The sequence below is a fragment of the Ruegeria sp. SAZA006 genome, from assembly GCF_059613465.1.
In genome coordinates this window covers 532,122-550,403 of sequence record NZ_JBXWSO010000014.1, presented here as the reverse complement: position 1 = coordinate 550,403, position 18,282 = coordinate 532,122, and the positions used below count along the sequence as shown (strand labels likewise).

At 61.5% G+C, this 18,282-nt stretch carries 18 protein-coding genes; 9 read left to right on the top strand and 9 right to left on the bottom strand.

Features of this window, described 5'->3' with window-relative positions; genetic code table 11:
- Nucleotides 1–133: 133 nt before the first annotated feature.
- The 4 genes from AC2FNZ_RS14830 (at nucleotide 134) to AC2FNZ_RS14815 (ending at nucleotide 5,807) form a co-directional block, all read left to right on the top strand.
- Nucleotides 134–1,627, top strand: coding sequence for a BCCT family transporter (locus AC2FNZ_RS14830; protein WP_496841103.1), 1,494 nt, complete (start codon nucleotides 134–136; stop codon nucleotides 1,625–1,627).
- A gap of 474 nt (nucleotides 1,628–2,101) precedes the next feature.
- Nucleotides 2,102–3,556, top strand: coding sequence for a xylulokinase (xylB, locus tag AC2FNZ_RS14825; RefSeq protein WP_496841102.1), 1,455 nt, complete (start codon nucleotides 2,102–2,104; stop codon nucleotides 3,554–3,556).
- Complete coding sequence (locus AC2FNZ_RS14820; protein WP_496841101.1) at nucleotides 3,553–4,509, top strand: aldose epimerase family protein; 957 nt, start codon at nucleotides 3,553–3,555, stop codon at nucleotides 4,507–4,509. Before xylB ends, AC2FNZ_RS14820 begins: the two co-directional genes overlap by 4 nt.
- The gene (locus AC2FNZ_RS14815; RefSeq protein WP_496841100.1) at nucleotides 4,506–5,807 is read left to right on the top strand and encodes a cytochrome-c peroxidase; all 1,302 of its coding nucleotides are present in this window, start codon (nucleotides 4,506–4,508) and stop codon (nucleotides 5,805–5,807) included. Before AC2FNZ_RS14820 ends, AC2FNZ_RS14815 begins: the two co-directional genes overlap by 4 nt.
- Here the strand turns inward: AC2FNZ_RS14815 and AC2FNZ_RS14810 are convergent, their stop codons facing one another.
- Together AC2FNZ_RS14810 and AC2FNZ_RS14805 are read right to left on the bottom strand one after the other, a co-directional pair.
- Nucleotides 5,808–7,319 (bottom strand): CRTAC1 family protein, encoded by a 1,512-nt coding sequence (locus AC2FNZ_RS14810; RefSeq protein ID WP_496841099.1) that lies wholly within the window; start codon nucleotides 7,317–7,319, stop codon nucleotides 5,808–5,810. It abuts the gene before it with no gap.
- Nucleotides 7,309–8,526, bottom strand: coding sequence for an ROK family protein (locus tag AC2FNZ_RS14805; protein ID WP_480752527.1), 1,218 nt, complete (start codon nucleotides 8,524–8,526; stop codon nucleotides 7,309–7,311). Before AC2FNZ_RS14805 ends, AC2FNZ_RS14810 begins: the two co-directional genes overlap by 11 nt.
- A gap of 151 nt (nucleotides 8,527–8,677) precedes the next feature.
- Between AC2FNZ_RS14805 and xylF the strand changes: the two genes are divergently transcribed.
- The 4 genes from xylF to xylA all read left to right on the top strand — a co-directional run bounded on the left by xylF (nucleotide 8,678) and on the right by xylA (nucleotide 13,179).
- Nucleotides 8,678–9,697, top strand: a complete 1,020-nt coding sequence (xylF, locus tag AC2FNZ_RS14800) for a D-xylose ABC transporter substrate-binding protein (RefSeq protein ID WP_496841098.1) — start codon at nucleotides 8,678–8,680, stop codon at nucleotides 9,695–9,697.
- Nucleotides 9,698–9,760: 63 nt separating this feature from the next.
- On the top strand, nucleotides 9,761–11,059 hold the full coding sequence (locus tag AC2FNZ_RS14795) for a sugar ABC transporter permease (RefSeq protein WP_170356973.1): 1,299 nt from the start codon (nucleotides 9,761–9,763) through the stop codon (nucleotides 11,057–11,059).
- 71 nt (nucleotides 11,060–11,130) lie between these two features.
- Complete coding sequence (locus AC2FNZ_RS14790; protein ID WP_093965003.1) at nucleotides 11,131–11,862, top strand: ATP-binding cassette domain-containing protein; 732 nt, start codon at nucleotides 11,131–11,133, stop codon at nucleotides 11,860–11,862.
- A gap of 9 nt (nucleotides 11,863–11,871) precedes the next feature.
- Nucleotides 11,872–13,179, top strand: coding sequence for a xylose isomerase (gene xylA / locus AC2FNZ_RS14785; protein WP_496841097.1), 1,308 nt, complete (start codon nucleotides 11,872–11,874; stop codon nucleotides 13,177–13,179).
- A 170-nt stretch (nucleotides 13,180–13,349) separates the two neighbouring features.
- On the opposite strand, the gene AC2FNZ_RS14780 is transcribed toward xylA, so the two are convergent.
- Nucleotides 13,350–14,159, bottom strand: coding sequence for a glutathione S-transferase family protein (locus AC2FNZ_RS14780; protein WP_496841096.1), 810 nt, complete (start codon nucleotides 14,157–14,159; stop codon nucleotides 13,350–13,352).
- A gap of 5 nt (nucleotides 14,160–14,164) precedes the next feature.
- Nucleotides 14,165–14,608, bottom strand: coding sequence for a cupin domain-containing protein (locus AC2FNZ_RS14775; protein WP_496841095.1), 444 nt, complete (start codon nucleotides 14,606–14,608; stop codon nucleotides 14,165–14,167).
- Nucleotides 14,609–14,719: 111 nt separating this feature from the next.
- Between AC2FNZ_RS14775 and AC2FNZ_RS14770 the strand changes: the two genes are divergently transcribed.
- Nucleotides 14,720–15,649, top strand: a complete 930-nt coding sequence (locus AC2FNZ_RS14770) for a LysR family transcriptional regulator (protein WP_496841094.1) — start codon at nucleotides 14,720–14,722, stop codon at nucleotides 15,647–15,649.
- Nucleotides 15,650–15,672: 23 nt separating this feature from the next.
- Here the strand turns inward: AC2FNZ_RS14770 and AC2FNZ_RS14765 are convergent, their stop codons facing one another.
- The 5 genes from AC2FNZ_RS14765 to AC2FNZ_RS14745 are packed head-to-tail and all read right to left on the bottom strand — an operon-like array spanning nucleotide 15,673 to nucleotide 18,279.
- On the bottom strand, nucleotides 15,673–16,413 hold the full coding sequence (locus AC2FNZ_RS14765) for an energy transducer TonB (protein ID WP_496841093.1): 741 nt from the start codon (nucleotides 16,411–16,413) through the stop codon (nucleotides 15,673–15,675).
- The gene (locus AC2FNZ_RS14760) at nucleotides 16,410–16,805 is read right to left on the bottom strand and encodes an ExbD/TolR family protein (RefSeq protein WP_170339591.1); all 396 of its coding nucleotides are present in this window, start codon (nucleotides 16,803–16,805) and stop codon (nucleotides 16,410–16,412) included. Before AC2FNZ_RS14760 ends, AC2FNZ_RS14765 begins: the two co-directional genes overlap by 4 nt.
- Nucleotides 16,802–17,173 carry a biopolymer transporter ExbD gene (locus tag AC2FNZ_RS14755; RefSeq protein WP_496841092.1) on the bottom strand — a complete coding sequence of 124 codons (372 nt, stop codon included), beginning with the start codon at nucleotides 17,171–17,173 and terminating at the stop codon, nucleotides 16,802–16,804. The genes AC2FNZ_RS14760 and AC2FNZ_RS14755 overlap by 4 nt, the downstream gene beginning before the upstream one ends.
- Entirely contained in the window at nucleotides 17,163–17,828 is a 666-nt protein-coding gene (locus AC2FNZ_RS14750) for a MotA/TolQ/ExbB proton channel family protein (RefSeq protein ID WP_496841091.1), read from the bottom strand. The genes AC2FNZ_RS14755 and AC2FNZ_RS14750 overlap by 11 nt, the downstream gene beginning before the upstream one ends.
- 4 nt (nucleotides 17,829–17,832) lie before the next feature.
- On the bottom strand, nucleotides 17,833–18,279 hold the full coding sequence (locus AC2FNZ_RS14745; RefSeq protein ID WP_496841090.1) for a hypothetical protein: 447 nt from the start codon (nucleotides 18,277–18,279) through the stop codon (nucleotides 17,833–17,835).
- Nucleotides 18,280–18,282 lie beyond the last annotated feature (3 nt).

Genomic DNA, 18,282 nt, shown 5'->3' with positions numbered 1-18,282 from the left:
CGTTGGTCGGTTCCGCCATTAGGCACAGATATTCAGCTGTTCTCAAACAAAATTCTCGAAAGAGTTGATTTCTGGACAGGTTGCAAGCGGGTCTCTACGCTCGGCTTTGGATCAAATCCAAGGACCAAAGCCCATGCGCCGCACATTTACCAACTCGCTGCTTGTCATCGCGCTTGCGATCAGCGCAGGCATTGCGATTTGGGGTCTTGTCGACCCGGCGGGGCTGGGCCGGTTGGCGTCTGCCGCGGTTGCGACGCAGTTCGTAAGCCGGGGTTGGTTCATCATGCTCGAGGCCAGCGGTCTGTTGTTCGTTGCGCTGTTTCTGGCCTTTTCGCGCTTTGGGCGCATCCGGTTGGGGCCGGATGGTGCCGAGCCCGAGTTTTCGACTCCCGCATGGATCGCCATGCTGTTTGCGGCCGGGATGGGGGTTGGGCTGCTGTTTTATGGTGCGGCCGAGCCGCTGACCCATTTCGAAGAGCTCAGAAAATACGAGCCAGATCCGAGGGCCGCCGGATACGCGCTGTTCGTAACCTACCTGAACTGGGGCTTTCATGCCTGGGCAATCTACGGGGTGGTCGGTCTGATCATTGCCTATTTCGCGTTCCGCCGTGGGGGCACTCTGCTGCTGAGCGCGCCGTTGAACGACGCTCTGGGGTCGGCCCCGTGGGTTCGGGCGATGGGCTGGGGCTTTGATCTTCTGTCAATCGTTGCCATTGCCGTGGGGTTGGCTGGCTCGCTGGCCATTGGGGTGTTTCAGGTGCAAACCGGGCTGGCCGGATTGCTTGGCTTGGCGGATTCGGCGGCTCTGACGCTTCCGGTCTTTTTCGCCATGTGTGTGGCCTTTGTCATCCCTCTGCGCCGGGACCTGGGGGACGGCATGGCCAAACTGTCCAATGCTGCGATGCTTATCGCCGTGGCAATGATGATCTACCTGTTGATCCTTGGCCCCACCTCATACCTGATGAACGGTATCGTGAGCGGCTTCGGGAGATACGTGTTCCACGTTCTGCCCGCAGGGTTTGCCACGGCCCAGTTCTTTGGTGACGACCTCGTCAACTGGTTTCAGGATTGGACGCTGAACTACATGATCTGGTGGCTGGCCTGGTCGCCATTCGTCGGTATCTTCATTGCCCGGATTTCCCGAGGCCGAACGATCCGGGCGTTTCTTTTGGGTGTGATCGTCGCACCAACCTTGTTCTCGATCCTTTGGTTTGGCGTGTTTGGTGGGCTTGGTTTTTTTGACGCGCTGCGGCAGCAAGGTTCCTTGTCCGTGGTCAATCAGCAGAACCTGGATGCGATCACATTCGCTTTGCTTCAGCGGTTTCCACTGTCGGGGCTAACGCAGACAGCGACCATCGTCGCGGCGTTTCTGTTTGTGGTCACCAGCGTTGTCAGCGCCGGATTTACCCTTGCGATGATCGGAACCGGTGGAGATGAAAACCCGTCTCCCCGGATCCGCACGGTGTGGGGGGCAATTCTGGGTGCGTTGGGGCTTGCCATGGTCTTTGTCGGAGATATCGGGCTGGTGCGATCTGTCATCGCAATTTCGGCGATCGCCTTTGTTTTCATCGTTCCGGTTCTGGTGGTCTGTCTGTTCCGGGTGCTGGCGCGGGAGGAAGGGCCATGACAGGCGAGTTTCTGGATACCGTTCTGAACGTCACCGTCTTTCTTTACTTGGGTTTTCTGATCTGGCTGTGCCTGCGCCTGGATCCTTGAGGCTTGCTCGCCGGGAAAGGGGATGTCACCATCCGTCAAACCTGATGGACGTAACCCAAAGAACGCGCGCGTTTTTCTTGCTGGTCGAAATTCAGACATGCCGCATGCTGGCGTCGTCATGCAACGAGACACCCACCTTGATCTCGGAGATATAGGGCAGCATCCGCTAAAGTTGGCAACCTGTAGCGAACTACGTCTTCAGCGCGCAAACAGCGTTTTGGCGGAGAACCTTTTGATCTGCTGCCGATCAAAGAAGCCGGGTGAGGGCCGGGCATTCCGCCCTATTTGCGTCGCATGAATATGAACGCCGGATTCCGGTGTTGACATTTTCTGATCTCGGTTAATAATTTTACCAACTAAAATAATGTGGGTGAGGGCGCGTCTCGTGTATCTGGGTTTGGATCTGGGGACCTCGGGTCTCAGGGGAATTCTTGTGGACGAGGCCGGGCAGGTTCTGGCCGAGGCCGAGGCTGAGATCGCCACGTCGAACCCGCAACCGGGCTGGTCCGAACAAGCCCCGCAGGACTGGATCGACGCCTGTGTAACCGTAATGGGCCGACTGCGTGAGACGAACGGCGATGCGCTGGCGCAACTGCGGGCGATCGGACTGAGCGGCCATATGCACGGCGCAACGCTTTTGGATCGGGACAGCGCCGTCCTGCGGCCGTGCATTCTGTGGAATGACACCAGATCCGCGCAAGAGGCCAAAGAATTGGACCAGACCCCCGGGATGCGCGAGATCACGGGCAATATCGTGTTTCCCGGGTTCACCGCGCCCAAGCTGGAATGGGTCCGTGCCCATGAACCCGACCTGTTCGCCCGGACCGCCATGGTGTTGTTGCCGAAGGATTATCTGCGGTTCTGGCTGACCGGGGAGTATGTCAGTGACATGTCCGACAGCGCGGGAACGTCCTGGCTGGATGTCGGCGCGCGGGACTGGTCGGACAGGGCGCTGGAGTTGGGTCACATGAGGCCCGATCAGATGCCGCGGCTGGTCGAGGGCACCGACCCCGGTGGCGAGCTGCGGGAGGAACTGCTTCGGGAATGGGGGCTGTCCGGCCCGGTTGTGGTCGCTGGCAGCGCTGGCGACAACGCCGCGGCCGCTTGCGGTATCGGCAGCATCGACGAGGGGGCCGGGTTTTTGTCCCTTGGCACCTCGGGTGTGCTGCTGATGGCCCGGAACAGCTATGCACCGGCGCCCGAGACAGCGGTTCATTGCTTTTGCCATGCGGTGCCTCACCGGTGGATACAGATGGGCGTCATCCTGTCGGCGACCAACAGCCTGAACTGGCTGTCGCGCAACCTCGGCCAGCCGGTCGAGGCGCTGGCCGGGGCGCTTCCCGCCCAGCCAAGCGGGCCGTCGGCGCTGACCTTTCTGCCCTACCTGTCCGGCGAGCGGACGCCGCACAATGACAGCGCCATCCGAGGGGCTTTTCTGGGCCTCGACATCGCCTCGGGGCCGGCGGATCTGGTGCAGGCGGTGATGGAGGGCGTCGGTTTCGCAATGCGCGATTGCCTTGAGGCACTGAGGAGCACAGGCACCGAACCGTCGCAGTTGATTGCCGTAGGTGGCGGTGCGCGGTCCCGGTATTGGCTTCAGACCATCGCCACCACGCTGAATGTGTCGCTGGCCCTGCCCAAGGGGAGCGCATTCGGGGCTGCAACTGGTGCCGCGCGGTTGGCCATGTGCGCCGCCGGGGACGCAACGCCCGAACAGGTCATGACCTCGCCAGAGATCGACGCCATCATTGAACCGCAGAGTGATTTGACCGAAGCCTATGACAGCGCCTACAGACGATACAAAGCGTATTACACGGCCCTGGCGCCATTGGCTGGATGATGAACAAAAGTCGCACTGATTGCACTGATATCCCGGTTATCGTCCTGCAAGACGGGGACATGCGGGTGTCATTGCTGGGCTATGGGGCGATCACGCAAGGGTGGTGGTACAAGGGCCAACCGCTGATCCTTGGCTATGACGACCCGACCGAATACCTGAACGACCCGTTCTATCTGGGCGCGCTCGTCGGGCGGGTCGCCAACCGGATCGGCGACGCAGGGTTCGATTTGGACGGCACCCATCATGCGCTTATTGCGAACGAAGGGTCGAATACGCTGCATGGGGGGCATGAAGGGCTCTCGCGCCAGTTTTGGCAGGTCGAGCAGCTCTCGCCGCGCGAGGCGGTGCTGGTCCATGTCTCGCCTCACGGCGTGGGCGGATTTCCGGGGGCTGTGCGCTTCGAGGTCAGGGTCCGGTTGGAATTCCCTCGCCTGACATATTCGATCTCCGCCTGGCCGGACAGGCCGACACCGATCAGCATCGCGCAACACAACTACTACACGTTGGGGTCTGCTCAAGGCATCTCTGAGCACCGATTGCAGTTGGCGTCGGATCGTCACTTGGAGCTGGACGATCAGGGGATACCGCATGGCGGGATCGTCGACTCTGCATCCGTCGGGCTGGATTTCTCGGCCTCCCAGCCGATCGGGCAGGTCGCCACGGACCTCGATCACTTCTTCCTGTTCGGCACCGGCGGCAAGGTGGCCCAACCGGTTGCCACCCTTGCGGCGCCGTCGGGTCTGACGATGACGGTCCATTCAGATCAGCCCGGGGCGCAAGTCTACTCTGCCGCCCATCTGTCCGCGCCATTTGCGCTGCATGCCGGGGTCTGTATCGAACCATCAGGCTATCCGAATGCGCCGAACGTCCCCGCGTTCCCCTCGATCATATGCACGCCCGACAAGCCGTATCACCAGACGCTGATGCTCGAGATATCCGAGGCAGTGGCATGAGCGTGATCCGTTCCTTATCGGCCTTGGCTGTTCTCGCCAGCTTTGCCACCGGGACAGCGGCCCAGAACCTGGGCCCGCCTCCCGAGTTCATCGAGCCCGACCTTGCCATCGTGGAGCTGGGTCAAATGCTGTTCTACGACCCGATCCTGTCGGGAAACGAAAACATGAGTTGCGCCACCTGCCACCACCCAAGGTTCGGGACCTCGGACGGGATGTCGCTGGGCATCGGAGAAGGAGGGGTGGGGCTGGGCAGCGACCGCAGGCTTGGGCCCGACAACCTGCCCGAACAGCGCATCCCGCGTAATTCGCCGGCCCTTTGGAACCTTGGCGCGACCGAGTTCACGACGTTCTTCCACGATGGCAGGCTAGAGGATGATCCAGAGCAACCTTTCGGCATCAGAACACCGTTGGGGCAGCATATGCGGCCGGGGTTCCGCTCGGCATTGGCGGCTCAGGCCATGTTCCCGGTTCTGTCGCCGGATGAGATGGCCGGACATTACTCGGAAAACCCGATCAGCAAGGCGGTACGGCTGGGCCTTCTGACGCAACAGGGTGGTGCATGGGACCTGATCGCCGGGCGGGTGGCTGCGGTTCCGGAATATCAACGGATGTTCCGCGACGTGACCCCCGAAAAGGAGGTCTCGTTCGTTGCCATCGCCAACGCGATTGCCGATTTCATCGCCTTTGAATGGCGTGCCGACAACAGCCCCTTTGATCGCGCGATGCGCGGAGAGGAACCTCTGCCGCCCGACGCGGTGCGCGGCATGCAGCTGTTTTACGGCAAGGCCGGTTGCGGATCGTGCCATTCGGGGTGGTTTCAGACCGACCACGGGTTTTATGCGATCGCGATGCCGCAGATCGGCCCGGGAAAGGCTGCTCGGTTTGAAAACCACGTCCGAGATGATGGCCGACTGCGCGTAACCGGTGCAGCCGAAGATGCGTTTGCGTTCCGGACGCCGTCGCTGCGCAATGTCACGCTGACTGCGCCCTATGGCCACGATGGCGCCTATGCTCGGCTCGAGGACGTGGTTAGGCACCACCTTGACCCCGAAGGCGCGTTGCGGCGCTACTCGATCGAAATGGCAGAGCTGCCCGCCTTTCCCGGAGCCGATGATCAACGGCCGCTACAGGATCCGGCCTTGGTCGATGCCATCGCTGCGGCCAACGAGTTGCAACCGATTGCTCTGTCAGATGCAGAGATTGACGACATCCTGAGTTTTCTGGCCGCGCTGGAGGATCCCGCCGAACGGCTGGGTGTACCACAGCGGGTGCCCAGTGGGCTGCCAGTCGACAAGTGATCAGCGCCGCAGTCGGATGATCCGGTTGGTGTCGTATGTCTCCCAGTCCGAGGGGTCTCCGCCGGGCCAGACGACACGAATGTCCACGGTCTTGGCATTGCCCAGACCGAAATGCTGCGGCCCTGCCATCCCGCTGGCATGGCCGCCGCCGATCGTGATCTCGCGGGTCTGAATTCCGGCAGCGGTCCGGACTTCGACAAAGGCGCCGATGGCCTGAGAATTGACGTCGTGCAGGCCCAGGTCCACCATGATCCAGTTCCCTGTGGCGGGCTGGTTCTGATAGATTTCGGCGGGTGATCCGCGATTGACCACAACCAGGTCCAGCCAGCCGTCATTGTTCAGATCATGCAGTGCGGCGCCGCGAGATTTCGCCATCGATGCCACACCGGCCTCAGCCGCGGATTCGAAGAACTGACCGGATTCCAGGTGCAGCAACAGGCTGTTGGGGTCGTCCTGCGCCGCATCCGGCATCTGTTCGACATTGCCCTTCGCGACGAAAATGTCGTCACGCCCATCGTTGTTCACATCCGCGAATTGCGCGTGCCAACCGGTCGATGGTCGCCCGTCCGCGCCGATGTGCGGCCGGTGTGCGGTCGTGCCCTTGTCATAGGTCGCATCACGCCATGTGGGACCGCCGGCTTCGGGGTCGAAAATCTGGAATTTCTGATCTCCCATCGAGGTCAGGTAGACATCGGGATAGCCATCCCCCGTCAGATCGCGCGACGCGATGCCCATGCCCCAGATCGAATAGGGCAGCCAGCCTTCGGCCTGATCATACAGGCGCGGAGTATCTTCCATCGCCCACATCTGTTCCTGTCCGTCTCGGACATAGTAGTGCCGATCGTTGCTGATCCGCAGATCCGCGCGCCCGGTCCGCCCCCAATCCGAGAACAAAGCCGACAGCGCACAGTATCCGGGTTCCAGGCTGGCGGGCGGGCCATAGGTTTCGCCAAGGGGGCGGTACAGCAAAGTGGGGCCGCAGGCCTCGAATGGGCCATTCGGATTGTCGCGGTCCACATAGGTTCCGAAGGCCAGAGTGGGCAGTGTCTGCCCGGGTTCCCACGTTGCCGAGAAGGCCGTGGTCCAATGGTCATCGGAGTCAAACCCAAGCCCCGCGAATGGGCTGAACTGGCAATCGGGCCCACCTTTGAGCAACAGGTCCGCCCCAACGCGCAGAACCACAAGGTCCAGGATGGTATCGCCGTCGATGTCCATCGGGTACGCGCCGGTCACACCTGTCAGTGACAGCGGCTCCGGCGTGTTTGCCTGAAAGGAGATTTGCGCCTGAGAGGTGTTTCGGAACAGCTGCGATGGGTTCGCCCCACCAGCAAGGAAGAGTTCCGGCAAGCCGTCCCCGCTGCAGTCGAAAACCGCGACGCCGCCACCCACGAAATGCTCCCAGCCGCCGTCGTAGACATGAGAGGGAATGTCGATCGGTTGATATCGGGGGATGGCAGGATCGGCACTGGCGGTCGTGGCGAAGGCCGCCACCAAGGCGAGTTCAGCTCGCATGGGCTGCGATCTCTTGCACCTTTAGGATCGACACTTGTTCGATCCCGTAGGCCGCCGCGCCCTTGGCCCACATGAGGTCGCCCCAATGATGTACCTTGATCTCGGGCAGGGCGGTGTCGACATTCACAACTCCGTTTCGAATGCGCGCCATCACGTCGTCCGAACACAGGTGCTCAAAGCTGACCTGGGCTCCCGACAGAATGATGCAATCGGGGGCAAACAGATTGATGAGGTTGGACAGGCCCAAGCCAAACATCTGGCCCGCGCGGGCCAGAACGGAAATCGCCCGTTGGTCCCCGGCGTGCGCGCGGTCGTGAATGTCGGAAACGGTTTCCAGCGCGCTGCTTTGCCCGGCGACCGTCATTTCTCGGATCAATGCATAGTCGCCGACATAAGCCTCGAGGCATCCCCGTTGCCCGCATTGGCACAGCGCCCCGTCCAACTGGACCTTGGCGTGCCCGAATTCGGCCCCGCAGCCATGGTTGCCCCGGAACAGCTTGCCGTCCAGAACGATGCCCAGTCCGACACCGTGTTCGATCGTGACGACAAGAAAGTTCGACAGGCCCTTGCCCAAGCCGAAGAGCTGTTCGGCCTTGGCCACCAGGTTTGCATCGTTTTCAATGAAGGCCGGGCAGGGCAGGCCTTCGTCCAGAAACGCGGCGAAGTTCACATTGCGCTCGGTGATCGAAGATGACCAGTGCACGAAATTCCTCTCGGCATCGACCAAACCGGCGATGCCTATGGAAACACCTGAAAGCCCGTCGATCGTACGGTCGATCTTTGCGCAGGTCTCCTCAAGCGCAAGGCGCACGGTGCGGACGAAATCGCGTGGAGACATTCTGGCATCTTGCAGGGCGTACATGTGCGAGGTGACTTCGTTGCCTTCGAAATCGACCAGAATGACCGAGATGACCTGACGCGCGACCTTGAGGCCCGCCACAAGATAGGAGGGCCCGTCCAGTTGCAGAAGAACCCGCGGCCGCCCGCGTTTGGCCGATCTGGAATGCGCCTCGCCCTCGGTCTCTCGGACCAGGCCGGCGGAAATCAGGTCAGCGGTTGCGGCGGTGACGGTGGCCGGGCTGGTCTGCAGGGCCGATGCGATATCGATCCGCGAAATCGACCCCTTGGTTCGGATATGCTCCAACACCCGAAGGCGCGTGGCATTCCGTTGGTCCAGCGAGTTTTGAGAAGCCTTGCTTTTCAGCATCTTGTCTCCGCGAATCTTCTGTTGGCCTCAATCTATTGGGATTTGGAGCCTGCGAACAGAGTGAATATTTTACCCGCTGAAATAAATATGATACGCAGAAACACGAGGGCCGCGAATCATGACGCGATGGCCCCATCAACGGGAGGAAATCATGAAACGAATTCTCAGCTTTTCAGCTGCTGTTGCCATGGTTGGTTCGGCTGTCTTTGCCGAGCCGGTCGTCGGCGTAAGCTGGTCCAACTTTCAGGAAGAGCGCTGGAAAACGGACGAAGCGGCAATCAAGTCTGCGCTTGAGGCAGGTGGGGCCGAATATATCTCGGCGGACGCCCAGTCGTCCTCGGCCAAGCAGCTGTCCGACATCGAAAGCCTGATCGCACAGGGTGTGGACGCCCTGATCATTCTGGCGCAGGACGCGCAGGCCATCGGTCCGGCCGTACAGGCCGCCGCGGATGAGGGCATTCCCGTCATCGCCTACGACCGCCTGATCGAGGACGACCGCGCGTTCTACCTGACCTTCGACAATGTCGAAGTGGGGCGCATGCAGGCGCGCGCCGTGTACGAGGCGATGCCCAAGGGAAACTACGTCATGATCAAGGGTTCGCCTACGGATCCGAACGCGGACTTCCTGCGCGGTGGCCAGCAGGAAATCCTTCAGGCGGCGCTGGACAGTGGTGACATCGTGATCGTCGGTGAAGCCTATACCGATGGCTGGTTGCCCGCCAATGCGCAGCGAAACATGGAACAGATTCTGACCGCCAATGAAAACAAGGTCGATGCGGTTGTCGCCTCGAATGACGGGACTGCAGGTGGTGTTGTCGCGGCGCTGACCGCGCAGGGCATGGAAGGTATCCCAGTGTCGGGTCAGGATGGCGATCACGCCGCGCTGAACCGAGTGGCCTTGGGTACGCAGACCGTTTCCGTCTGGAAGGACGCACGCGAGCTGGGCAAGGCCGCCGGCGAGATTGCCGTCGCACTCAGCAGTGGCACCGACCCGTCGGAAATCGACGGAGTGGTCAGCTGGACCTCGCCGGGTGGAACGACGATGAGTTCTGTCTTCCTGGCTCCGGTTCCGATTACCAAAGACAATCTGTCGGTTGTTGTGGATGCCGGTTGGATCGCGCTGGAAGATCTGTGCCAAGGCGTCGAGAACGGCCCAGCACCCTGCAACTAAATTCCAAAGTCCCCGGCCTGCATGGGCGGGCCGGGGACCCTTGCTGAATTTGAAAGATCGGAAATGACCGAAACTTCGTCTCAGCCGATACCCCAGAAAACCAAGCCAAGCCTGTTCCAACAGCTGGAACTGGACATGCGGCTTTTGGGCATGATCGGCGCATTCGTGATCCTGTGCATCGGGTTCAATATCGTCACTGACGGACGGTTCCTGACGCCCCGCAACCTGTTCAACCTGTCGATCCAATCGGTTTCGGTGGCGATCATGGCCTGCGGTATGGTGTTCATCATCGTAACCCGGCACATCGACCTGTCCGTTGGCGCGTTGCTGGCGACCACCTCGGCGGTGATGGCCATGACGCAGACCGAGTTGTTGCCGCGCGTGTTGGGGATGGGGCTGGACCATCCCGCCACCTGGATCATCACCATCCTGGTCGGTCTTGCCATCGGAACGCTGATCGGAGCGTTTCACGGCTGGATGGTCGGCTACCTGACCATTCCGGCGTTCATCGTGACTTTGGGTGGCTTTCTGGTCTGGCGCAACGTCGCCTGGTATCTGACAAGCGGGCAGACAATCGGGCCGCTGGACAGCAATTTCCTGATGTTCGGGGGAACGAACGGAACCTTGGGGACAACGGCAAGCTGGCTGTTCGGGTTGTTTGCTTCGGCCATTGCGATCTGGGCGCTGTGGGGCAGCCGCCGGGCCAAGGCGGCGCATGGCTTCCCGGTCAAACCCGTCTGGGCCGAAGCAACGCTCGCCGGTATCATTGCAGCGAGCATTCTTGGATATGTGTACATCCTGAACAGCTATGCCATTCCGACCCGCCGGTTGCAGCGTATGTTCGAAGCCCGCGGCGAGACGATGCCCGAGGGCCTGATCGTCGGATACGGCATCCCGATCTCGGTCCTGATCCTGATCATCGTCGCCGTGACCCTGACGGTCGTGGCCCGCAAGACCCGGTTCGGACGCTATATCTTCGCGACCGGCGGCAACCCGGACGCAGCCGAACTGTCGGGCATCAATACCCGCCTGCTGACCGTCAAGATCTTTGCGCTGATGGGCTTCCTTTGCGCGGTTTCGGCGGTGGTCGCCTCGGCGCGGCTGGCCAACCATTCCAACGACATCGGAACACTGGACGAACTGCGGGTGATCGCGGCAGCGGTCATTGGCGGAACCGCCCTGTCTGGTGGCATCGGCACCATCTATGGCGCGATCCTTGGTGCGCTGATCATGCAGGCACTGCAATCGGGCATGGCCATGGTCGGCGTGGATGCGCCGTTCCAGAACATCGTCGTCGGCAGTGTGCTGGTTCTGGCCGTCTATATCGACATCGTCTATCGCAAGCGATTGGGTGGAAAATGACGCAAGCGCAGGGAACTCAGAAAACGCCGCCGGCATCCGGTCGCGGATCCGGGCAACCACCTCTGGTCGAGATGCGAGACATTTCGATCTCGTTCGGCGGGATCAAGGCCGTCGACCAAGTCTCGGTCGACCTGTATCCCGGCGAGGTGGTGGGACTGCTGGGGCACAACGGGGCTGGCAAATCGACGCTGATCAAGGTCCTGTCCGGAGCCTATCAGATGGACCACGGGCAGATCCTGATCGATGGCAAACCGGTCGAGATCAACAACCCGCGCGACGCGCGGGCCAACAATATCGAAACGATCTACCAGACCTTGGCCCTGGCCGACAATCTGGACGCCACCTCGAACCTGTTCCTGGGACGCGAAATGACGACGCCTTTCGGTCTGGTCAACGACGCGGCGATGGAGGCCGAATGCCGTAAAATCATGGCGCAGCTGAACCCCAACTTTCAGAAGTTCAACGATCCGGTTTCGGCTCTGTCCGGTGGCCAGAGACAGTCGGTGGCCATCGCGCGGGCTGTCTATTTCAACGCCCGCATCCTGATCATGGACGAACCGACGGCCGCCTTGGGTCCGCACGAGACGCAGATGGTGGCCGATCTGATTCACCAGCTCAAGGCGCAGGGGATCGGAATTTTCCTGATCGACCACGACGTACACGCAGTCATGGATTTGTGTGATCGGGCCTCGGTCATGAAGAACGGCAAGCTGGTCGGCACGGTCGATATCGCGGACGTGACCGACGACGATCTGCTGTCGATGATCATTCTGGGTAAGCAGCCCGGGCAAAACTCGGAATAGGGGGCAGGTATGACAAGCGGTTTCTTCGAGGGTATCGAAAAGGTCCGGTACGAAGGCGTAGACAGTCGGAACCCGCTGGCGTTCCGTCATTATGACCCGGACGAAATGGTGTTGGGCAAGCGCATGGAGGACCATCTGCGCTTTGCCGTCGCCTGGTGGCACTCTTTCGCATGGGAGGGCGGAGATCCGTTCGGTGGTCCGACCCTTGTACGCCCGTGGCACCCGCAAGACGACATGGCGCGCGCCCGGATGAAGGCCGATGTCGCCTTTGAGATGTTTGAAATACTGGGTCAGCCCTATTTCTGCTGGCACGACGCGGATATTCGACCCGAGCAGGGCAGCTTTGCCGAAAACCTGCGCACGCTCGAGGAAATCACCGACTATATCGGTGAAAAGATGCAGGCGTCGGGAACCAAGTTGCTTTGGGGTACCGCCAATATGTTCAGCCATCGCCGCTGGATGGGGGGTGCCAGTACGAACCCTGATCCGGAGGTCTTTGCCTTTGCCGCAGCAACCGTGAAATCCTGTATGGACGCGACCCACAAGCTGGGTGGCGAGAACTACGTTTTGTGGGGGGGGCGCGAAGGCTACGAGACGTTGCTGAACACCGATCTGGGGCTGGAACTGGACCATATGGGACGGTTCCTGAACATGGTGGTCGACTACAAGCACAAGATCGGGTTCAAGGGCACCATTCTGGTCGAGCCGAAGCCACAGGAACCCTCCAAGCACCAATACGACTATGACGCCGCAACCTGCATCGGGTTTCTCAGGAAATACGGGCTGGAAGACGAAGTGAAGCTGAACCTGGAACAGGGCCACGCGATTCTGGCGGGCCACAGCTTTGAACATGAGATCGCAGTGGCGGCGGCCGAGGGTATGCTGGGTTCGATCGACATGAACCGGAACGATTATCAATCTGGATGGGACACGGACCAGTTTCCCAACAACGTGCCAGAAGTCGCGTTGGCCTACTACTACATCCTCAAGGCCGGAGGGTTTTCGACCGGGGGCACGAATTTCGACGCCAAGATCCGCCGCCAGTCGATCGACCCCGAGGATCTTGTCGCGGCGCATGTGGGCGGCATGGACGTCTGTGCCCGCGGATTGAAGGCCGCGGCCGCGATGATCGAGGATGGCGGGCTTGATGCCGCGTTGACCGACAGATATTCCGGATGGGACAGCCCGGAGGCGCAATCCATGCTTGCCTCATCGCTGGATGAAATCGCGGCCCGGGTGTTGGCCGAAGGTATCAATCCCGAGCCTCGATCCGGAAGGCAGGAGCGGTTGGAGAACTACGTCAACAGGTTCGTCTGACGGCTGTAGGTTCAACAGTTTCGCACCCAGAAGCCTCGGATTGGTTCGGTTTCATCGGCCGGTACTCGTGACGTAGGACCGGCTGTGCGCCACCGGGCCATATCCGAATGCGTGTTGTGGGCGTCGGTCCTCCGCGGAGGGGGGCCAATCGACCCGGGTGCCTTCTGGCTTCAATCAGATGCCGGGACTACCAGCCCAAGTTCTTTGTCCGATGCCGTCCCGGCGTATTTGTCCCGCGGTGGCATTGGCCTCGACTTCCAATGTGGCTCGAACGCAAAGCTCGACACTTTGCGGCCGCCCACCAACGCTCCGTTTCCGGCACCCAAGGCATAGTCGTAGTAGAGTTTCACGATTTCTTCTTGTGTCACCTGCCCCGTGGCCTCATGGGCCATGCAGGCGGCTTTCCAGTCTCGGACCCTGTCGTACTCGCCGTTTTGCGGGAGTTCGAAGTCCTCGTAATATTCCAGAAACCAGAAGCGTTGGAACATCGGTGTGAATACCGCCTCGGCCAACCCGAACTGATCGAACAGAAAAACACCGTTCGGGTTGTGGGTCAGGAGAAAGTCATTGAGGTCACGATATAGCGCGAGCAGTTTTTCGTTGTGGGCGTCTTTCTGCGCGGGGTCCTGGTTCATCACATAGACGTAGCCGGTCATGGTGAAGGCGCCTTCTTTGGCAATCAGCATCGACTCGACCGCATGCTCGGCCGGGTCGGTGCGCCGCAGCGTTGGCCCTTCGAGCATTTCATCGAGATAGCGCAGGATCACGAGGCTCTCCTTGATGATCTGCCCGTCCGGAGTCTCGAGAACCGGCAGAGCGGTCGTTCCGCGCGTTTTTGTCAGCAGTTCTGGATCGCGGGGTTTGGTGATGTCCACGACGCGGAACTCCACCCGGTCCCGAATCCCCCGTAGTGCCAGTAAGATTTCAAGCCGCTGTGAAAAGGGACACACGGGAATATGGTAGACGATGTGCTGGGTCATGACGTTCAATCCAATGGTGGGCCAGTAAATGACAGGTTGTACTTGGCGGCTACGGCCTCGATGTCAGGCATGTCTTCTGGAATTTTGTACAGGGCCGTTGCCATGGCGTGGAAGAAGCCCTCGAAACCTCCCGGTGTGAGAATGACAAGGTGACGGCTGGGCTCATCACCGATGACCTTGAACGTGTGTTCTTTTCCGCGGGCTATGAAGATGCTTTCGCCCGGGCCCACACGTGTTTCGATACCTTCGACCCAGACTTTGCAGACACCGGTCAAAATCACGAAGACTTCGTCCTCGGCGTGATGGATGTGCCGTGGCGGTCCGCTTCCGACCGGCGAAAGGCTGTCTACAATCGACATGGCGCCCCCGGTTTCAGCGGGGTCCAGAATTGTTTTGTATCGAACGCCCTGCCATTCGAGCGTGGTGTCATCAACCAGATGATCATGCATCGCTTCTGTCCTTTGATCCGACATGAAACGAAAGCGCTTTCGGTACCTTACTTGTAGGCGCAAAAAGCGGTATCAATCTAACGAAAGTTCATAATACGCGGTATTACCGACATGAATTTCGCAACGCTTGATCTGAACCTGCTCCGTGTTCTTGATGCGATCCTGACGGCGGGGTCCACCACCAAGGCAGGGGAAAGACTTGGGGTCTCGCAATCCGCGGTGTCGAATGCGTTGAACCGCCTGCGGCACGCCTTGGGTGACGATCTGTTTGTGCGGCGGGGAAATCAGCTTGTCCCAACGGATTTTGCGGTCTCGATCAAGGACGGGCTGCGTGAGGAACTCAATCGACTGGAAAGCCTGCTGAGCCGCAATGATGACTTCGACCCCAGGCAGGCATCCGAAACTTTCAAGATTGCGGCCAGCGACTTTTTCGCCGAGCTGCTGATGCCCGGTCTTGGGGGCGTTCTGAACCGCAAGGCTCCGAAGATGGTCGCGCAATTGGTGGATCTTGTTCCCGAGAACTATGTCGAGAGTCTTGAGCGCTACAATGCTGATCTCGCGTTGATCCCGGATACAGATACACCGGATTGGATCAGCCGAGAGGTGCTGTTCCGGTCGTCCTTCATGGTCGTCGGCCGCGTTGACAACCCATTCCTTGCACAGATCGAAGACGGCACCGAACTTCCGATGGAAACCTTCTGCGCCTTGTCGCATGTGCTGTTCTCACCTGAGGGAAAACTGGCGGCGATGGGTGATGCGGCTCTGGCGAAAGTTGGTCGGAAAAGGCACGTCGCGATGACCCTTCCGGTGTTTTCAGGGGTGTGCCGAGTGGTCAGTGCAAGCGATCTCTTGGCCTTGGTGCCTTCTCAGCTGGCCAGGAAGTTTGCGCCGGAGTTCGGCCTGAAGGTCCTTGCCCCGCCGTTCGAAATCGAACCCGTCAACATCATCGCTATCTGGCACAGACGATCGGATGCAAATCCGATGGCAAAATGGATGCGGCAACAAGTGTTCGACCTGCTGAAGCCGCTGGACACCAGGTAGCCGGACAAGCGCGGGCTGAGTCTCTATTTACTGACGATTTCCACGGTATAGGCGCGCCGGGCCGAGGGCGGCGGCGGCGGGAAGGGCGCGGCGGTCCGGACCTGCGCCAGTGCGACCTGATCCAGCCGGGACGAGCCCGAGCTGCGGGCAACGCTGACCGAAGCCAGCGCGCCGTTGTCGGCGATGCGAAAGGCCACCCGAACCGAGCCCTGGATGTTCACGCTTTTGCGCCGCGCCCGCAGGATCCTGCGCTTGACCAGACCGGCATAGGTGCTGGCCTCGGCATTGCCCTGCTCCTGCGCGGCGCGGTTCGTCCGCTTCGCCGAGGCCGCCCCGGTCGCCGCGTTGCCGGTGGCGCTGCCCTTTTTACGGCTGACCGCGGCATTGCCGGTCGGGGTGGGTGGTTTTGGAGGCCGGGCCTGCTGCGGCTCGGGTTTTTGCAGGGTCGGCGTATGGGAGTTCTGCCGCTGGGCCGGGGCCTGCGCCTGTAACCTGGTGGCCGGCTGCGCGCGCGCACGGTCCGCCGGGGCCTCTGGCGCGGTCTGTGTCGGGGCAACGGGTGAGTGACGGGTGGCGGCGGGGGGTGTGGCCACGGTTCCGGCCGCATAGTCCCGGAACGAAGACCCCAGCGCCGCAGGGGCAACCGCGCCACTGCCTTCGATGAGAACTGCCTCGTCCGTGTCGAATTCGAACAGGGCGGCGGCGTGGGTCGCGGCGGCCAGCACGACCAGCACGGTGGCCATAGTGCGGGATTGCGGGATCATGGCAGGCCCCGTTCGGTCACGACGAAGACCCTATTGGCGCCCAGGGCCCGCAGGGCGTCGCTGACCTGTTTCAGCCGCACCGCCGGCAAGGCCCGGTCGGGCACCAGCCGCACGGCGTCCAATGGCAGGTCGATCGAGGCGCGCTCGACATAGGCTGCCACATCCGTCAGCTCGGCCCCGCGATATTCCAGCACGCCGTCGGCGCGGATGACCAGCGCATCCGGGGGCTCGCGCCCTTCAAGATCCGCCGTCCGCACCAGTTGCACCGACTGGCCTAGGGGCGGCGCCAGCGTGCCCGCGATCATGAAGAAGACCAGCATCAGAAAGACCACGTTGATCAGGGCGATCGTCGGCTCGCGGCCGGGTTTCGTTTTGGGGGTCAGCCGGATCATCCAATGACCTGCGTGCTGAGGCGGGACACGGGTTCAAGTGCGGTCAGCAAGTCGATCAACTGCTGCGAGGTCGCCCCGCCGCCCAGGCTGATCAAGGCCAGCTGGTCGGTTCGGCCGTCGAACCGGGCGGCGACGGCGTTGGGCGCGACTTCGGTGCCGTCGATCAGGATGCGGTCGCGCTCCAGCTTGATGAACCGGATGGACCGCTGGGCCTGCGACCCGCCCGCCGCGGCGGTGGTCAGCTCGATCTCGGCGTATTTCGAGAAGGTCGAGGTTAGCATGAAGAACAGCAGCAGCAGAAAGATGACATCGATCAGGGATGTCATCGACAGGCGCCGGCGCCGCCTTTTGCGGGTTTCAAGCGCCATGGGCCAGCGCCTCGGAGGACGGGATGGCCGGGCGTGGCGCGGCGGCGTGGCCGGGGGCAAACACCGTGCGCAGGGCGCGGTTGGCAAAGACCCGTTCGCGGGTCATGCGCGCCTCGAACCAGGTCAGGACCAGCGAGGTGGGCATGGACACGGCCAGCCCCGCGGCGGTTGTCATCAACGCAACCCAGATGCCCCCGGCCAGCAGCGCCGGATCCACCGCGTTGCCGGCCTCCTGAAGGGTGCGGAAGGCCTCGATCATGCCCAGCACGGTGCCGAACAGCCCCAGCAGCGGCGCAAGCTGCGAGATTATGTCCAGCACGTTCAGCCCGCGTTCCAGCCCGGCAAAGCGCGCCTCGGCCTCGGCATCGGTGCGGTCCATCAGTTCCGGCCCGTGCCCGTCTAGCGCCATGGCGACCACCGGCGCCAGATAGCTGCGGCTTCGGTCCAGATGCGCGCGCGCGGTTGCCCGGTCGTTGCGGTCCCAGGCTTCGATGGCCAGCGACAGCTCGACATGCCGCCCGACCCCGGCGGCCTTGTATTGCCACAGCTTGTAGAGGATCAGCGCCATGGTCGCGACCGAGGTCGCGATCAACACCGCCACGACCGGGCCGCCCAGGTCCAGAATTGCGGTCAGTCTTTGCAGAAACGCATCCATCGGATCATCCAATCAATTCGGTCTCAAGGCGGCTGCGCAGCGTCAGACCGGACAGGCAGGCATCGGCCAGATCGCCGGGATAGGCGCAGTCCTGCACCCCGTTGATCAGGATCCGGCTGATCTGATTGCAGGCCAGACCGGTGAATTTGAACTGGCGCACGCGGGGCCGTCCGGCGGGCAGGTCCTGGAAATCCAGCAGCGTCAGCAGGGCCACTTCGCCTTGCGCGCCGAACAGCACCGTTTCATAGACGGCGCCGCCGATATCGGCGGGGTGGGCGTTTTCGACCACGAAGCTCAGCAGGCAGCCATGATCCTGATTCACGGCCGAGCTGAGCTCGATCGTGACGCCGCCCGCGCCCTGCGTGTCTTCGGCACTGGCCAACCCCGCCCCCGCGATGGGGGGCAGGGCCAGCAGGACCGCCCGAACAAGATTTTGCACAGCTTTTGTCATGAC

What these genes read in the sequence shown, in the direction of transcription:
- AC2FNZ_RS14830 (WP_496841103.1), top strand. Translation starts at nt 134, where the DNA reads ATGCGCCGCACATTTACCAACTCGCTGCTTGTCATCGCGCTTGCGATC.
- AC2FNZ_RS14820 (WP_496841101.1), top strand. Translation starts at nt 3,553, where the DNA reads ATGATGAACAAAAGTCGCACTGATTGCACTGATATCCCGGTTATCGTC.
- AC2FNZ_RS14815 (WP_496841100.1), top strand. Translation starts at nt 4,506, where the DNA reads ATGAGCGTGATCCGTTCCTTATCGGCCTTGGCTGTTCTCGCCAGCTTT.
- AC2FNZ_RS14810 (WP_496841099.1), bottom strand. Translation starts at nt 7,319, where the DNA reads ATGCGAGCTGAACTCGCCTTGGTGGCGGCCTTCGCCACGACCGCCAGT.
- AC2FNZ_RS14805 (WP_480752527.1), bottom strand. Translation starts at nt 8,526, where the DNA reads ATGCTGAAAAGCAAGGCTTCTCAAAACTCGCTGGACCAACGGAATGCC.
- xylF (WP_496841098.1), top strand. Translation starts at nt 8,678, where the DNA reads ATGAAACGAATTCTCAGCTTTTCAGCTGCTGTTGCCATGGTTGGTTCG.
- AC2FNZ_RS14795 (WP_170356973.1), top strand. Translation starts at nt 9,761, where the DNA reads ATGACCGAAACTTCGTCTCAGCCGATACCCCAGAAAACCAAGCCAAGC.
- AC2FNZ_RS14790 (WP_093965003.1), top strand. Translation starts at nt 11,131, where the DNA reads ATGCGAGACATTTCGATCTCGTTCGGCGGGATCAAGGCCGTCGACCAA.
- xylA (WP_496841097.1), top strand. Translation starts at nt 11,872, where the DNA reads ATGACAAGCGGTTTCTTCGAGGGTATCGAAAAGGTCCGGTACGAAGGC.
- AC2FNZ_RS14780 (WP_496841096.1), bottom strand. Translation starts at nt 14,159, where the DNA reads ATGACCCAGCACATCGTCTACCATATTCCCGTGTGTCCCTTTTCACAG.
- AC2FNZ_RS14775 (WP_496841095.1), bottom strand. Translation starts at nt 14,608, where the DNA reads ATGCATGATCATCTGGTTGATGACACCACGCTCGAATGGCAGGGCGTT.
- AC2FNZ_RS14770 (WP_496841094.1), top strand. Translation starts at nt 14,720, where the DNA reads ATGAATTTCGCAACGCTTGATCTGAACCTGCTCCGTGTTCTTGATGCG.
- AC2FNZ_RS14765 (WP_496841093.1), bottom strand. Translation starts at nt 16,413, where the DNA reads ATGATCCCGCAATCCCGCACTATGGCCACCGTGCTGGTCGTGCTGGCC.
- AC2FNZ_RS14760 (WP_170339591.1), bottom strand. Translation starts at nt 16,805, where the DNA reads ATGATCCGGCTGACCCCCAAAACGAAACCCGGCCGCGAGCCGACGATC.
- AC2FNZ_RS14755 (WP_496841092.1), bottom strand. Translation starts at nt 17,173, where the DNA reads ATGGCGCTTGAAACCCGCAAAAGGCGGCGCCGGCGCCTGTCGATGACA.
- AC2FNZ_RS14750 (WP_496841091.1), bottom strand. Translation starts at nt 17,828, where the DNA reads ATGGATGCGTTTCTGCAAAGACTGACCGCAATTCTGGACCTGGGCGGC.
- AC2FNZ_RS14745 (WP_496841090.1), bottom strand. Translation starts at nt 18,279, where the DNA reads ATGACAAAAGCTGTGCAAAATCTTGTTCGGGCGGTCCTGCTGGCCCTG.